We start from the raw sequence: 13,516 nt of genomic DNA on the forward strand, positions 1-13,516 counted from the left end.
AACTACCGCTCCTACTGGTATTTTTGTAGTATATGTGATCCTGAATTGCATTTGATAGTTACTGTCAGGCAGCCGGATTGTACGCCGACGTTTCTCCCCGGCTGTTGGGCCGGGGTTCTGATCGGGGCCTCCCCGATCAGAAAGTCTTGATTACTCTCTGCCTCGAAAGCGACGCTGGTAGCCCGGGTCGTAAAGCGAACTCTCCCGAAAGTCGCTTGCCGCAAGCGACGGCCCGACGAAGATAATCGCGGTCCGTTCGATCGGCTCGGCCGTCAACTTCGCCTCTATATTGCCAAGTGTGCCCCGAATGATGCGCTCATCCGGCCATGATGCCTTGGCGACGATGGCGACCGGGCAATCCGCGCCGTAGAGCGGCGTCAACTCCTCGACGACTTGCTTCAAGGCGTGAATGGCAAGATGGATGGCAAGCGTGGACCCCGTCGCACCGAATTTCGTCAGCGTTTCGTCGTTTGGCATCGGCGATGCACGACCGGAAACACGCGTGAGCACAAGGCTCTGTGAGACCGCCGGAATGGTGAGTTCTCGGCCAAGGGCCGAGGCCGCTGCGGCAAAGGCCGGTACGCCGGGCGTCATGGTATAGTCGATGCCGTGCTTGTCCAGCCGACGGATTTGCTCAGCAACAGCGCTCCAAACGGAAAGGTCGCCTGAATGCAGTCGTGCGACATCGGCGCCGGCGCCCGCTGCGCGAAGGTATTCGCCTTCGATCTCGTCCAGCGACATTGGCGCCGTATCGACGATACGGGCGTCCGGGGGGCAATATTGCAGCAGGTCCGGCGAAACGATCGAGCCTGCATAGAGGCACACCGGACATCTGCCGATGAGGTCGCGTCCGCGCACCGTAATAAGGTCCGCAGCGCCCGGGCCTGCGCCGATGAAATGCACCGTCATCTCTTTCCCCTTCAGTTCTTTGTCCAGCGCCACTGGGTCACGGGCATGGCGTTGCGCCAGCCGGTCATGCCGCCGATCGGCGTCGCCCGTCCTATCTCGATGCGGGTCAGCGTCCCGCCGCGTTCTGCGTGCAGCGAAAGCAGCTTGGCTTCCATTTCAAGCGTCACGGCGTTGGCGACCAGCCGCCCTCCCCTTTTCAGCGCCGCGATCGCTGCCTCGATGACGCCGCCTTCGCTTCCGCCACCGCCGATGAAGACCGCGTCTGGTTCGGGTAAGCCGCTTAGTGCCTGTGGGGCTATTCCTTCGACGACAGCAAGTTCCGGCACTCCGAACGCCGAGGCATTTCTGGCGATGCGCGCCGCCCGCTCACTCGACTGCTCAACGGCGATCGCCCGCAGAGACGGGTCGGCGAGCATCCATTCGACACCAATCGAGCCGGACCCCGCCCCGACATCCCAAAGCAGTTCGCCGTGGCGGGGCGCAAGCGCCGAGAGGGTGATCGCGCGGACCTCCCGCTTGGTAATCTGGCCATCGTGCTCGAAGAGCGCATCATCAAGGCCTGGCGTGAAGGCAATCGCCCGTGCCCCCTCCCCTGCCACGATTTCCAGCGCGCAGACGTTCAGAGGATCGATGTCAGTCAAGTCAAAACCATCGGCCGGAGACACACGCAGCCGCTCCCGCGCACCGCCAAGAGCCTCAAGAACGTGCACCCGTGATTGCCCGAAGCCCGTCGCTTGCAGCAGCGCCACGAGTTGGCGCGGTGTCTCGGCGTCCGATGTCAGCGCTATGATACGTCGGCCGTGATGCAAGTGCGGCCTGATAAGGTCAAGCGGGCGCCCATGCAAGGAAACGGTCGTGGTCTGTTGTAGGGCCCAGCCGAGACGTGAGGCCGCCAGACTGGTGGCCGAGGGAGCAGGGATCACATGCATTTCCCCAGCGGCGACGCTTCGGGAGAGGGTTGCTCCTACCCCGTAGAGAAATGGGTCGCCGGATGCGAGCACGACGACCGGTAATCCGCGACGAGCCAAGATGGCTTCTACGGACTTCTCGAAAGGGCTTTCCCACAACAACGCCTCGCCGGTAACGAGCGCGGCAAGCAATGCATGATGACGGGCGCCACCGAAAACGATGGGTGCGGAGGCGATCAGCCGACTTGCTTCTTCGCCGAGCCCGGCTGGACCGTCTTCGCCGATACCGATAATAGTCAGCCAGCGTTGGCTGGAGGCAGAAGAGATATCAGACATGGGCAAAATCCGCATTCTGATGTTGGGCGGTACCGGCGAAGCGCGTGAACTGGCACACGCGCTTGTGCAGTCCGGCAAGTACGAGCTTTTGGTTTCGCTTGGCGGGCGGACGGACAAACCGGCTGCCCAGCCGGTTTTGGTGCGTATCGGTGGTTTCGGCGGTGCGGATGGCTTGGCCGCCTTCCTTCGCGAGGGACGCTTCGATCTGTTGATCGACGCAACGCACCCGTTTGCTGCCCGTATTTCCAGAAATGCTGTTGAGGCGGCTGCGGCGGTCGGTATCCCGGCGTTTGCCCTGCGCAGAGCCGAGTGGACGCAGAAAAGGGGTGACAACTGGCAGCACGTCGCGAGTCTCCCTGAGGCGATCGACGCTCTTGGTCCCCTCCCCCGCCGCGTGTTCCTGGCTATTGGCCGGCAGGAGGCCCATCGTGCTGAAGCCGCGCCTCAGCATTTCTACCTCGTTCGCAGCGTTGATGCGGTCGAACCACCGCTGGCGCTCCCCGAACTCTACTCTGTTCTTGATCGCGGGCCTTTCGATGTGGAAAGCGAGGCCGCGCTGCTCTCGGATCACCTCATCGATGCTGTGATCACCAAGAACAGCGGAGGGGCGGCAACCTACGCCAAGATCGAGGCGGCACGGCGGCTTGGCATCGAAGTCTTGATGATCGCGCGCGCCCCCGCGCCCGCTATGCAGGCGGTGGCAAAGGTCGAAGAAGCGCTTGCAGCGATCGATCACCTGTTCCCCCCGGCAGTGAAGCGCGGCGTGTAGACCAGATCGGGCTTTCCGTCTCGCGGGATCACTTTTGTTTCCGCGGAACCTATTATGACGCAGGTGGCCATATCCGCCATCGCGGCATCGGCGACGCCGAGTGGTCGAACGGTGATGAGCTCGTTGGGACGTCCGGCAGCCTTGCCGAAAATCACCGGCGTTGTCGCTGGAAGACTGCCGCGCAGCAACTCGAACGCCTTGCCGAGCTGCCAGGGCCTAGCCTTGCTGATCGGGTTATAAAGCGCAATGACAAATCCCGCCTTCGCCGCCATTTCAAGGCGCGTTTCTATTATATTCCAAGGCTTTAGGTTATCGGAAAGGGAAATCGCGCAAAAGTCGTGGCCGAGCGGAGCACCGATACGCGCGGCGACCGCCAACATCGCTGTAATGCCCGGCAGAACCACGATATCGACGCTGCGCCACTCATCGGGACCATTGTCGATCGCCTCGCATACAGCAGCGGCCATGGCAAACACGCCGGGGTCCCCACCGGAGACGACGCATGCCGTGGAACCCGCCAGGGTGGTGCGAAGGGCGGCCGCTGCGCGGTCAAGTTCTTCGCGGTTGTCCGAGGCGTGGCGTCGTTGATCGGGTCTCAGATTCAGCCGGTCAAGATAGGGGCCGTAACCATAAAAATCAGTGGCTTGCGAGATGGCAGCCTGCGCTTCCGGGGTCATCTGATCCGGATTGCCCGGACCCGTACCGATCACGAACAGCCGGCCGGTCATCGGTTCGTCTCCCAGCCGGGAACAAGCACCAGCGAAAAATATGGTGCTTCACCATCGGGCCGGTCGGCAAGCTTTACCATGGCGCTGTCGGCCATGGTGCCACGCTCAACGTAGACCGCTTCGGAAAGCCGGCCCGATGCCTGAAGCGCTCGGCGGATTTTCGGGAGATTGCGGCCAACCTTCATGATCACCGCCGCCTGCGTATCAGCGAGCCTGCGCTGCAGTTCTGCCTCGGCCATCGTGCCGGGAAGGACCGATAGGACATCGTCCCCCTGAACAATAGGCATGCCCGCGAGCGACCAGCACCCCGACATCGCGCTGATTCCGGGGATCACCTCGGTTGGGTAACGGTGCGCCAGCCTTACATGCAGATGCATATAGGAGCCGTAGAACATAGGATCGCCTTCGCTAAGCACGGCAACGGTTCGCCCGGCTTCGAGGTGGCCGGCGACCATTTCGCTGGACGCATCGTAGAAAGCAGTGATCTGGTTGCGGTAAGCCGATTCCGTCTTCTCGATCTCGGTGGTCACCGGGTAGTAGAGTGGCAACAGGATCGTTTCTGTTCTCAGCAGATGCTCGACAATCGCCTTGGCGTTGCCGCCCCTGCCCTGTTTGGCGAAATAAGCGATGACGTCCGCCGATTCCATCGCCTTGACGGCCTTGACGGTCAGGAGGTCCGGGTCACCGGGACCGGTGCCCACGCCGATGAGACGGCCCGTCACGGTCATAGTCCCGGCCTCGCGAGAGCATTCACGGTGGCTGCGGTCATTGCGCTGCCACCCAGGCGGCCACGAACAATCGCAAATGGCACGCCGTACGAGTTTTCGGCCAGAGCGTCCTTCGATTCTGCAGCGCCTACAAAGCCGACGGGCATGCCGATGATCGCGGCCGGTTTGGGTGCGCCGTCGCGCAGCAGTTCCAGCAAGTGGAAGAGGGCTGTCGGAGCATTGCCAATTGCGACGATACTACCGGCGAGCCGGTCACGCCAGAAATGGAGGGCCGCTGCGGAGCGCGTATTGCCGGTCTCCTTTGCCAGATCGGCGGTCCGTGGATCACGGAGTGTGCACAGAACTTCGTTCTCGGCGGGCAGGCGCGTGCGGGTGATGCCGTGCGCGACCATTTCCGCGTCGCAGAAGATCGGCGCACCTGCGTGCAGAGCGGAACGGGAAGCTTCGACAAAGCTTGGGGAAAAGAGAAACTGCTCTGCCGCTTCCACCAATCCACATGCATGGATCATCCGCACGGCGATATCTGCTTCCTCCGTCGAAAAGCGCGAGAGGTCGGCTTCGCTCCGAATGATCGCGAAGGACCGTTCGTAGATTGCGTCACCGCTGTGAATATAATCGTAATCTGGCATTCCTATCCCTGTCGCAGCGCTCTCGTCACGTCGCCTTTGCCAAGTCGTCTAAGACAGGCTGCAGCCGATTCGCCAGCCTGTCTGTGATGCGTGATGGTGCGGGCGAGCCTCTCTATAGCGGAATCAATGTCGCCGCCAGCGATCTGTGCGTCCGCGGCATCGGAAGCCAAGCCATCGACAACCAGTTGATAGCCGCCTGATGTCCCTACGATCGCGAAAGTGCGGCGCGGATACGCGCATCCCTTTGCACAGCCGGAAAGATGTATCGTCATGGAACCGTCGAGCAATTCGGGGGCGATCGCAACAACCTTGTCCGCCAGAGCCTTGGTTCGATATTGGCCCGACGCGCAACAACCCGCGCCGGCGCACGCCGCTATATGCGCGGACGGGTCGTTGGGATCGGGCGAAAGGCCGTATGAAGGCGCCATCTGCTGAATGGCTGTTGCCTCCTCGTGGCGCAATCCCGTCAGAAAGAAGCCGCGCCGTGGGGCAGGCCTGATGTCCTTGGCGCCATGCCCGTCGGCCCTAGCCAGGAACTCGATGATCTCGCTTGCCTGCATCTGCCCGAACCGCGGCTTCAGGCCGATAGCCACTGTGCGATCGGCAAGCGCGTGAATGCCGCCAACGACGGCGACGCCGGCCGCAGAAGGCACAGCCACCAAGCCGGTCATTCGAGGAAAAACCGCCCTCAGCCTCTCGATTTGGATATCGCGGCAACGCTTTTGCCATCCAAGCGAGAGGAGCAACTGCAGAACGCGACGGATCGTCCGGACGGCCTCATCGGCGTTCCCTGTCGCGAGCGCTGTGGCGCTCCGTCCATCGCCGTTGATCGAGACCTGCCACGTACCCGGGGAAATCGCGGTCAAGCGGATGTCGGCGCTGACTTCCGCAAGTCCGAAGCTACCGCCACCGTCAATGGTGATCGACAGCTTTGGTGCCAATCCGGGCGAGAGGAGGAGCGTGTTCAACTGCTCGCGGAGGTGTTGCTCCATCCCCGAGGCGGGTCCGATTTCGTCGGGAGAGATCCCATGAAGAGGCGGCAGTTCGATAACGGGACCGGCTGGCACCGAGATGCCCGCGGCGGCGATCTCCGCGTTGAGTTGGTCGACTGTCTCGGCTGTCAATCCACGGATCTGCAGGCTGCCACGCGCCGTGATCTCGAGAATTCCATTTCCGAGCCGCTGTGCCGCCTCTGCCACGTGAATAAATTGCGATATGGTGAAAGCACCGCCCTTGGGCCGCAAGCGAGCCAGCAGCCCGTCGCCGGTCTGCATGGGTTGAGACAGCGTTGGGCAAACGCCGCGCCGCGCGCCCGCCTCTTTGTCGTCCCCTGCGATAATGCCGCTGACTGCCATCTTCGTTCGTTCCTTCGGGCATGTCCTAACATGATCGAGGCAACCAGCGCAAAACGATCATCAAGATCAGAGATCGTCGAAATCGCGCCCCTTGCGAAGGAGGTAGATGTCCATGATCCATCCGTGTCGCGCCCGCGCCTCGGCTCGTTTCCTGAGGATTTCGTCTGCAACATCCGCGAGCCGTCCCGAGCAAATGATCTCGTCGGCGGTGCCGAGATAGGCACCCCAGAAGATTTCCGCCTCGGGATCTTCGATCTTGGAAAATGCCTGTTCTCCATCGAGCATGACGACCGTGCTGCCGGTACGATTGCCGTGCTCGGCGAGGCGGCGACCCGTGGTTATCTCAAGCGGCTTGCCAATAAGATTGATTGGAATGTGGTGGCTAGCCGCAAGCGCCTGAACGCTGGTGATGCCGGGTATGACGCTGAACTCAAAATCCACCGCATTGGTTTGCCTCACGCGTTCGATGATGCGGATGGTGCTGTCGTAAAGGCTCGGGTCGCCCCAGACTAGAAACGCGCCGGCACCATCTTGGGGAAGCGCCTGGATCAGTCCGGCAAAGGTTTCGGCAATCGCGGCGTGCCAGGTATCGACGCTGTCCAGATATGTGCGGTCAGCCGTGGTTCGGGTGGGCAGGGCAAATTCTATGGTTCTGGTGTCGGGATTTGTGAGGTAACGCCTGCAGATCTCGCGCCGGACGGCTGCAAGTCCGTCTTTCTCAGCCCCCTTTGTGGGGATGTATACCACGTCTGCAGCATTCATGGCATTGATTGCCTGGATCGTCAGATGCTCGGGGTTCCCGGTTCCGATGCCGATGATGTGGATATGAGGCACGCCGTCGCTCCCGTTCGATTTCGTTTGTTTTTGGCGCAGCGAACGCCGCTCCGCAAGTGGCAAACCCGAGAGTTGGCCGCGGCCAACTTCGGCGCAAGCGCATGCGCTCATTATTGCCGGGAATCCCGAATCATGTCATCTTCGATACGCTTTTTAGCGACGTTTCGACAGAAAAGCGCATTGCAGGGGAACAGGTGTTTTGGACAATATTGGCGTATCGACGACGGATGTCCGAATTGAGCGGCACGCCATGCAGCTTTCGCGTCAGCTGAAGCTCCTTCGAGAGAAGCTGTTCCCGCCGCTGTCCCAGAAGACCCTGCGCACATTTACGTCGGGCGAGGCGGCGCAGATAATTGGTGTATCTGACGGATATTTGCGACAGCTGTCACTCGACGGCAAGGGACCGCAGCCGGATGTGGCAATCAATGGCCGCCGGTCTTACACGCTCGGGCAGATCGGCGAGTTGCGCCAGCATATGGCGAAGATCAAGCCGAAGGACGCGCTGACCTACCTTCCTCGGCGCCGGTCGGGCGAGAAGCTGCAGACTGTGGCGGTGACGAATTTCAAGGGCGGATCGGCGAAGACCACCACCACGCTGTATCTGGCCCAATATCTGGCGCTGAATGGCTATCGCGTGCTTGCGATCGATCTTGATCCGCAGGCGTCGCTGTCGTCCATGCTCGGGGTCCAGCCGGAGTTCGATCTCGGCGATGGCGACACTCTGTATGGCGCCATCCGGTATGACGCCAGCCGGCGCTCGCTGAAGGATATTGTTCGCAAGACTTACTTCGACGGGCTCGATCTCGTGCCGGGCAATCTAGAACTTATGGAGTTCGAGCACGAGACGCCTCGCGCCTTGGGCGACCGGCAGCAATCGGGGGAGGTGTTCTTCCGCCGGGTCGGGGTTGCGATTTCCGAGGTGGAAGCGAACTACGACATCGTCGTGATCGATTGCCCGCCGCAGCTTGGCTACCTGACGCTGGGAGCCGTGTGCGCGGCCACTTCGCTGCTTATCACCATTCATCCGCAGATGGTGGACGTCGCATCGATGTCGCAGTTCCTGCTGATGACATCAGACCTGCTCTCGGTCGTCCGCAAGGCAGGGGGCGATCTGCAGCATGATTTTATCAAATACGTGGTGACGCGCCACGAGCCATTCGATGCGCCGCAGTCGCAGATCGTTGCGCTGTTGCGTAACCTCTTTGGCGACGACGTGCTGACAGCGACGATACTGAAATCCACGGCGATTGCCGATGCCGGTTTGACCAAGCAGTCGCTCTACGAAATCGAGAAAGGCCAGGTACGGCGCTCAACCTATGACAGGGCGCTGGAATCGGTCAACGCAGCAAACGGAGAGGTCCTGGCGGGTATCCACAAGGCATGGGGTCGGACATGAGCAGACGTGATCGGTTGAAGGGCCTTTTCGACGACACTGCGCAGGAGTTGGCCGCGGCCAACCTGGAAGACGAATCTCCGGCGCGCGGCCCCGCTGGCCCCGTGCGCTCGATGGCGCTGACGCTTGGCAGGATGGAGGAAGAGAGCCGGGCCATGCAAGAGGCTTTGCTCTCCGGCGAGCGCGTCGTCGAACTCGATCCCGCTCTGATCGATCCCTCCTTTATCCGGGATCGGCTGGCAGATCTGCCACTCGATCTGGAAGACGAGCTTGTCCAGTCGATCCGTGACAACGGCCAGGAAGTGCCTATTCTTGTTCGCCGTCATCCGCAGGACGACACACGCTACCAGGTGGTCTATGGGCATCGCCGCCTCCAGGCACTGCGCCTTCTCGAGCGCAAGGTGCAGGCGATTATCCGTAAGCTCGACGATATCGATGTCGTCATAGCACAGGGGATCGAGAATTCCGCGAGACGGAACCTCTCATACATAGAACGTGCCGTTTTTGCCTTCAATCTGGAGAGCAAGGGCTTCGATCGTCCTGTAATCATGAAGGCACTGTCCACGGACAAGACGGAATTGTCGAAGTTGATTTCGGTCGCGAAGACGATCCCGATGGAGGTCGTTTCCGCAATTGGTGCAGCGCCTGCAGCCGGCCGTCGGAAATGGATCGCGCTTGCCCAAGGTTGGACGGCTGCGACCGCGGCGCGCCTTGCCGGGCTGCTTGGTTCACCCGCCTTTGTTTCGGTAGAAAGCGATCGGCGCTTCGAGCTTGTCGTGGCCGAACTCGCAAAGAAGCAAAGAAAGCCAGAAGCGGCAGAATACGATTGGAAGCCGAGGAACGGCGGTACGATCAAGGGGCGCATCAGGCGTGCGGCTGATTCCTTTACGATTGCCTTGAAGACAGGCGATGCCGCGGATTTTGGCGATTACGTGTCTCGTCATCTCGACGAACTCTATGAGGCCTATCGGGCAGCAAAGTAGCAGGCATTCGGTTGGACCGGGTTGCCGAGCTTTGGCCCAGATACGCATCGTCCGTATATTTACCCACAGCAGTGTTTCCCTGCGCTCAACGCCTTAGTCAACGATGGCGGAAGCTAACTTCCTGTTGACTTCTGTTGCGCGTAAATTGAAATAACTAACAATGCGCTATGAAATTGATTCTTCTTTGGTGACGAGCCTGTTACCGGCCATTGTCCAGGCCGAGGACGGACTGGCGCGCCTGGACGAGCGAACTGCTCGCGCCGCCATCGGCGAGGGGTTTGCGGAGCGGCGTCACTTCTTCGATGCCATTGGCGCGATGTGGGTGGCAGGCGAACTGGTTCATGTCGAAGATCTCGTCCTGCATGACGCCCACATGGATACGCGCGCGCCGAGCCATGAACTGACGATCGCTCACTCGATCCTGCGCGCGCGGCGGCGAATCTGGACGGGAGACCCGGGCTGGGCGCTCAGTCCAGGCGGCCTGCTTACCTTAGCCGGTGCGGGCGAGGGAGAGGGGAGGGCGCCCGAGACCAAGAGCGCCGAAGCGCAGGTCGATGAAGGCGACGCCGACGAGATGGATGGCACGCTGTCTGCCGAACTGGCAGAGATCGACGCTGTGCTGGAGCGATCACAGCGTGCGCTGGACAATCATATGCGCGGGTCGGCTCCGACCGGTCGTGTGGAACGCGCCAGGGAGAGACGTCCCGACGATCCACTTGGTCTCTTCAATGACGAGGAGTGGGACGAAGCAGAGCGCCTGCGCGAATGGCGAAGCGTCATCTTCATCGCCGACGAGTTGCCCCCGACGCTTGGTGCCGCCCTGCTCTTCGAGACTTGGGAAAAGATCGAGCCGCTGCGCCGGCAGAACTGGCTCGGGGGTCTGTTGGCCGCAAGTTATCTGCGTGGCCGAGACAAGGTGCCTTCCCATCTCTTTTCATTCTACGCGGGGTTGAAGACGATCCGCCATGAACGGCGCCGCTCGCGGGATCGGTTCACACGGCTGCAGGCATTTCTCGAAGCAATGATCGAAAGCGCGGCGACCGGTCTCAAGGAAATGGACCGCCTGTCGCTGGCGCGAACGCAGATGGAAGTGCGCTTCAGGGATCGGCGCTCCAACAGCAGTTTGCCGCAGCTCGCCGAATTCGTCCTGTCACGGCCGATGGTCTCTACGGCGATGGTTGCACGCGAGCTGCGGATCACCAGTCGCGGTGCTCTCAACCTGTTGAACGACATGGGCATCCGCGAAATTACTGGGCGCGGGCGCTATCGCGCCTGGGGTATCATCTAAGCCATCTGCAAAAGAAAACGGCCGGGGGTGAGCCCGGCCGCTTCCTGTGGTGAACACCCGATCCGTGATCCTGTCACAGAGTGCGGACCGGGCGTTCTAGCGCTTCCTTTGCCCCCAGAAGCGCTTTTACCTATTCCCGCTCACCAGTGAAGTTGAGCAGAAGCTGGAAGATGTTGACGAAGTTCAGGTAAAGCGAGAGCGCGCCGAAAACGGCAAGCTTCTGGTTCGATTCCTGATCGTAGTTCTCCGAATACTGTTCCTTGATATTCTGCGTGTCGTAGGCGGTCAGGCCGACGAATACGAGGATGCCGATCACTGAGATCGCAAACTGCAGTGCGCTTGAGCCAAGGAAGATGTTGACCACGCTGGCGATGATGACGCCGATCAGGCCCATCATCAGGAACGAGCCAAAGCGGGAGAGGTCACGCTTCGTCACATAACCGTAAAGGCTCGTCGTACCGAACATGGTCGCGGCGATGAAGAACGTGCGTGCGATGCTCGTGCCGGTGAAGACCAGGAACACCGAGGCGAGCGACAGGCCCATGACGGCGCAGAAGGCCCAGAACGTCATTTGGGCAGCACCCGCCGACATTGTCTGGATCTTGAAGGAGAAGAAGAAGACGAAGGCCAGTGGTGCCAGCATCACCACCCACTTCAGCGGTGATTGGAAGATCGGCACATAAAGCGCCGGCGTGCTGCCGACAACGAATGCGACTATACCGGTGATGACAAGGCCGATGCCCATGTAGTTGTAGACGCGGAGCATGTGCTGGCGCAGACCTTCGTCAAATATCGCCTGCGATCCTGCGGCCGCCCCGTAACGCTGATTGATCGGGTTCATACTGATCTCCTCGGTTTGAACTAATAAAGGGTGCGGGCAAGCTGATCAGCTGCCCGATCAAGGTTTGCGTTCTTATCGCCGCTGACGAGCGCATAAGCCACGTCACCGATCTGCCAATAGGCCGCATCGGCATCGTCGAGCACGACATGTTTGACCGACTGCACGGCAAACGCGCCCGGCCGTACGGCAAACAAAGAAAGCTTGCCTTCGGTTGTCTGGATCGCCATCTCAACGCTGGGTCCAAACTCCGACGGGAATATCTGCACATCTGCAATCTTCCAGCCATCCGGCAATTGCGGCATCACGATCGCAGTCGCGGCTCGGATGTCTTCGGCCTTGTAGATTGCCACGGACTGCGACGGCACGGATTGGCGCAACACTGCCGTGTGGTAAGCGCGAACAGCATCCTCGACATAGGCAGGGGCGGGAACCGAGGCGGCGACTTCGGTCGCGGTAAATGCGCCAAACGATGTGTGCGCCACCCAGCCTGCCGCCACAAGGATGCCGACCGCCGCAATCCGCTGCAGCGAATGAAACATGCGGCCATAGGCAAGACCGCGCTCCAATCGCCTCGCGGCGTCGCGTGTGTCCGGGCGCCCGAAAGCACTCTCGCCGGCAAGCGCGAGTCGCAGTTCGCCCTTCACGCTGAGATCCGCCATCACCTTGGCGGCGGTCGCCGGGTTCTCTGAAAGGTAGGACTCGACTTGTATCCGGCGCGCCACGTCGAGCTCGCCGTCGACATAGGCATCGAGATCAGCGTCGATGATAGGATCAATCGCCTTCATTGCCGTTCCCTCCGATTAGTCTCAAGTGCGATGCGCGCGGGGTCTTCTCCTCGAACTCGCGAAGTTGGGCGCGAGCGCGCGAGATTCGCGACATCAACGTGCCGACCGGTATGCCAAGCGCCTTGGCGGCCTCCTGGTACGAAAGATCTTCGATCGCGACCAGATGCAGGGCTTCGCGCTGCTCTTCCGGCAGATGAAAGAACGCATCGCGCACCTGCTGCAGCCGCAGTGCGTGTTCCTGGCCAGCCGGCAAGGACTGCTCAGCGTCGATAGCCGCTTCGTCGTGCCGTCGCTCAAGCGAACGGTTCTGTCGAACGCGATCGATGTGGGCATTGTGCAAAATGGAAAGCAGCCACGTGCGGAGATTGCCGCCGCGCCGGAAGCTCTGCTTCTTCTCGTAGGCCCTGACCAGCGCATCATGCACAAGGTCTTCGGCGTCATCCGAGTTGCGCACGAGCGAGCGGGCATAGCGCCTGAGCGCCGCGAGCTGGCCAATGACATCGAATGGGCGTTCTTTCCGTTCCATGATTGAGTATACGAAAGCAGCCGACGTTTTATTCCCGGGTGGTCAAAAAAATACACCCGATCGGCAATCCTTGCTCGGTTGGCCGCTTGTTACACGCCGCCAAACCTTAATCCACTCGACCATCCGAGAGTTCGTCAAGGATGGGACAGTCCGGCCACTCGTTGCCGTGGCAGGCGTGGACCAAATGCTCCAAGGTCCGGCGCAAGTCTGTCAGCTCACGGATCTTGCGGTCTATTTCCGTGAGCTTGGTTTGTGTCAGCTCCTTGACGTCTGCGCTCGCCCGGCTCCTGTCTTCGTAAAGCGCCAGCAGCTGGCGGCATTCCTCGACCGAGAAGCCGAGGCCGCGCGACCTTTGTAGGAAGCGCAGCTTGTGCACGTCCGTGGCAGCATAGTCACGATAGCCGTTTCCACCCCGGTCGGGGCGGATCAGGCCGATATCCTCGTAGTAGCGAATGGTCTTCGACGGCAGGCCGGACCGTTCCGATGCTTCACCGATGTTCATCG

General features: G+C 60.9%; 15 protein-coding genes. 4 read left to right on the top strand and 11 right to left on the bottom strand.

Translation table 11 applies throughout. The annotated features are described in order from the left end of the window. Positions 1 to 150 precede the first annotated feature (150 nt). A complete protein-coding gene (cobM, locus tag ASC90_RS17960; RefSeq protein ID WP_056543052.1) occupies positions 151 to 909 on the bottom strand; it encodes a precorrin-4 C(11)-methyltransferase in 759 nt (252 codons plus the stop codon). Between the two features lie 11 nt (positions 910 to 920). After that, positions 921 to 2,153: a bifunctional cobalt-precorrin-7 (C(5))-methyltransferase/cobalt-precorrin-6B (C(15))-methyltransferase gene (locus ASC90_RS17965; protein ID WP_056543054.1), complete on the bottom strand. Its 1,233-nt coding sequence runs from the start codon at positions 2,151 to 2,153 to the stop codon at positions 921 to 923. On the opposite strand from ASC90_RS17965, the gene ASC90_RS17970 reads away from it, so the two are divergent. Beyond that, entirely contained in the window at positions 2,152 to 2,922 is a 771-nt protein-coding gene (locus ASC90_RS17970) for a cobalt-precorrin-6A reductase (RefSeq protein WP_056543056.1), read from the top strand. The genes ASC90_RS17965 and ASC90_RS17970 overlap by 2 nt on opposite strands. Here the strand turns inward: ASC90_RS17970 and ASC90_RS17975 are convergent. The 5 genes from ASC90_RS17975 to cobF all read right to left on the bottom strand — a co-directional run bounded on the left by ASC90_RS17975 (position 2,886) and on the right by cobF (position 7,196). Beyond that, complete coding sequence (locus ASC90_RS17975; protein WP_056543058.1) at positions 2,886 to 3,650, bottom strand: precorrin-3B C(17)-methyltransferase; 765 nt, start codon at positions 3,648 to 3,650, stop codon at positions 2,886 to 2,888. The two genes, ASC90_RS17970 and ASC90_RS17975, sit on opposite strands and share 37 nt — an antisense overlap. Next, the gene (locus ASC90_RS17980; protein WP_056543060.1) at positions 3,647 to 4,378 is read right to left on the bottom strand and encodes a precorrin-2 C(20)-methyltransferase; all 732 of its coding nucleotides are present in this window, start codon (positions 4,376 to 4,378) and stop codon (positions 3,647 to 3,649) included. The genes ASC90_RS17975 and ASC90_RS17980 overlap by 4 nt, the downstream gene beginning before the upstream one ends. Then, positions 4,375 to 5,007 carry a precorrin-8X methylmutase gene (locus ASC90_RS17985; RefSeq protein WP_056543062.1) on the bottom strand — a complete coding sequence of 211 codons (633 nt, stop codon included), beginning with the start codon at positions 5,005 to 5,007 and terminating at the stop codon, positions 4,375 to 4,377. The genes ASC90_RS17980 and ASC90_RS17985 overlap by 4 nt, the downstream gene beginning before the upstream one ends. 2 nt (positions 5,008 to 5,009) lie before the next feature. Next, the gene (gene cobG, locus ASC90_RS17990) at positions 5,010 to 6,362 is read right to left on the bottom strand and encodes a precorrin-3B synthase (RefSeq protein ID WP_056543064.1); all 1,353 of its coding nucleotides are present in this window, start codon (positions 6,360 to 6,362) and stop codon (positions 5,010 to 5,012) included. 66 nt (positions 6,363 to 6,428) lie between these two features. Further along, on the bottom strand, positions 6,429 to 7,196 hold the full coding sequence (gene cobF, locus ASC90_RS17995) for a precorrin-6A synthase (deacetylating) (protein ID WP_056543619.1): 768 nt from the start codon (positions 7,194 to 7,196) through the stop codon (positions 6,429 to 6,431). A gap of 199 nt (positions 7,197 to 7,395) precedes the next feature. Here cobF and repA point away from each other — a divergent pair, with 199 nt between their 5' ends. From repA to ASC90_RS18010, 3 genes are all read left to right on the top strand, one after another. Next, complete coding sequence (gene repA / locus ASC90_RS18000) at positions 7,396 to 8,592, top strand: plasmid partitioning protein RepA (RefSeq protein ID WP_056543065.1); 1,197 nt, start codon at positions 7,396 to 7,398, stop codon at positions 8,590 to 8,592. Further along, a complete protein-coding gene (repB, locus tag ASC90_RS18005; RefSeq protein ID WP_056543623.1) occupies positions 8,589 to 9,572 on the top strand; it encodes a plasmid partitioning protein RepB in 984 nt (327 codons plus the stop codon). The genes repA and repB overlap by 4 nt, the downstream gene beginning before the upstream one ends. A 160-nt stretch (positions 9,573 to 9,732) precedes the next feature. Beyond that, entirely contained in the window at positions 9,733 to 10,860 is a 1,128-nt protein-coding gene (locus tag ASC90_RS18010; protein WP_056543067.1) for an RHE_PE00001 family protein, read from the top strand. Positions 10,861 to 10,990: 130 nt separating this feature from the next. On the opposite strand, the gene ASC90_RS18015 is transcribed toward ASC90_RS18010, so the two are convergent. The 4 genes from ASC90_RS18015 to cueR form a co-directional block, all read right to left on the bottom strand. Continuing rightward, positions 10,991 to 11,701, bottom strand: coding sequence for a Bax inhibitor-1/YccA family protein (locus tag ASC90_RS18015; protein ID WP_056543069.1), 711 nt, complete (start codon positions 11,699 to 11,701; stop codon positions 10,991 to 10,993). Between the two features lie 20 nt (positions 11,702 to 11,721). Continuing rightward, positions 11,722 to 12,486 (bottom strand): anti-sigma factor, encoded by a 765-nt coding sequence (locus ASC90_RS18020; RefSeq protein ID WP_056543070.1) that lies wholly within the window; start codon positions 12,484 to 12,486, stop codon positions 11,722 to 11,724. Then, positions 12,473 to 13,012: a sigma-70 family RNA polymerase sigma factor gene (locus ASC90_RS18025; RefSeq protein WP_056543072.1), complete on the bottom strand. Its 540-nt coding sequence runs from the start codon at positions 13,010 to 13,012 to the stop codon at positions 12,473 to 12,475. Before ASC90_RS18025 ends, ASC90_RS18020 begins: the two co-directional genes overlap by 14 nt. Before the next feature lie 106 nt (positions 13,013 to 13,118). Next, the gene (cueR, locus tag ASC90_RS18030; RefSeq protein ID WP_056543074.1) at positions 13,119 to 13,514 is read right to left on the bottom strand and encodes a Cu(I)-responsive transcriptional regulator; all 396 of its coding nucleotides are present in this window, start codon (positions 13,512 to 13,514) and stop codon (positions 13,119 to 13,121) included. Positions 13,515 to 13,516 lie beyond the last annotated feature (2 nt).

Source organism: Rhizobium sp. Root1220 (genome assembly GCF_001426265.1).
In the GTDB taxonomy this organism is placed as follows: Bacteria; Pseudomonadota; Alphaproteobacteria; order Rhizobiales; family Rhizobiaceae; genus Rhizobium.

What these genes read in the sequence shown, in the direction of transcription:
- cobM (WP_056543052.1), bottom strand. Translation starts at nt 909, where the DNA reads ATGACGGTGCATTTCATCGGCGCAGGCCCGGGCGCTGCGGACCTTATT.
- ASC90_RS17970 (WP_056543056.1), top strand. Translation starts at nt 2,152, where the DNA reads ATGGGCAAAATCCGCATTCTGATGTTGGGCGGTACCGGCGAAGCGCGT.
- ASC90_RS17965 (WP_056543054.1), bottom strand. Translation starts at nt 2,153, where the DNA reads ATGTCTGATATCTCTTCTGCCTCCAGCCAACGCTGGCTGACTATTATC.
- ASC90_RS17975 (WP_056543058.1), bottom strand. Translation starts at nt 3,650, where the DNA reads ATGACCGGCCGGCTGTTCGTGATCGGTACGGGTCCGGGCAATCCGGAT.
- ASC90_RS17980 (WP_056543060.1), bottom strand. Translation starts at nt 4,378, where the DNA reads ATGACCGTGACGGGCCGTCTCATCGGCGTGGGCACCGGTCCCGGTGAC.
- ASC90_RS17985 (WP_056543062.1), bottom strand. Translation starts at nt 5,007, where the DNA reads ATGCCAGATTACGATTATATTCACAGCGGTGACGCAATCTACGAACGG.
- cobG (WP_056543064.1), bottom strand. Translation starts at nt 6,362, where the DNA reads ATGGCAGTCAGCGGCATTATCGCAGGGGACGACAAAGAGGCGGGCGCG.
- repB (WP_056543623.1), top strand. Translation starts at nt 8,589, where the DNA reads ATGAGCAGACGTGATCGGTTGAAGGGCCTTTTCGACGACACTGCGCAG.
- ASC90_RS18010 (WP_056543067.1), top strand. Translation starts at nt 9,733, where the DNA reads ATGCGCTATGAAATTGATTCTTCTTTGGTGACGAGCCTGTTACCGGCC.
- ASC90_RS18015 (WP_056543069.1), bottom strand. Translation starts at nt 11,701, where the DNA reads ATGAACCCGATCAATCAGCGTTACGGGGCGGCCGCAGGATCGCAGGCG.
- ASC90_RS18020 (WP_056543070.1), bottom strand. Translation starts at nt 12,486, where the DNA reads ATGAAGGCGATTGATCCTATCATCGACGCTGATCTCGATGCCTATGTC.
- ASC90_RS18025 (WP_056543072.1), bottom strand. Translation starts at nt 13,012, where the DNA reads ATGGAACGGAAAGAACGCCCATTCGATGTCATTGGCCAGCTCGCGGCG.
- cueR (WP_056543074.1), bottom strand. Translation starts at nt 13,514, where the DNA reads ATGAACATCGGTGAAGCATCGGAACGGTCCGGCCTGCCGTCGAAGACC.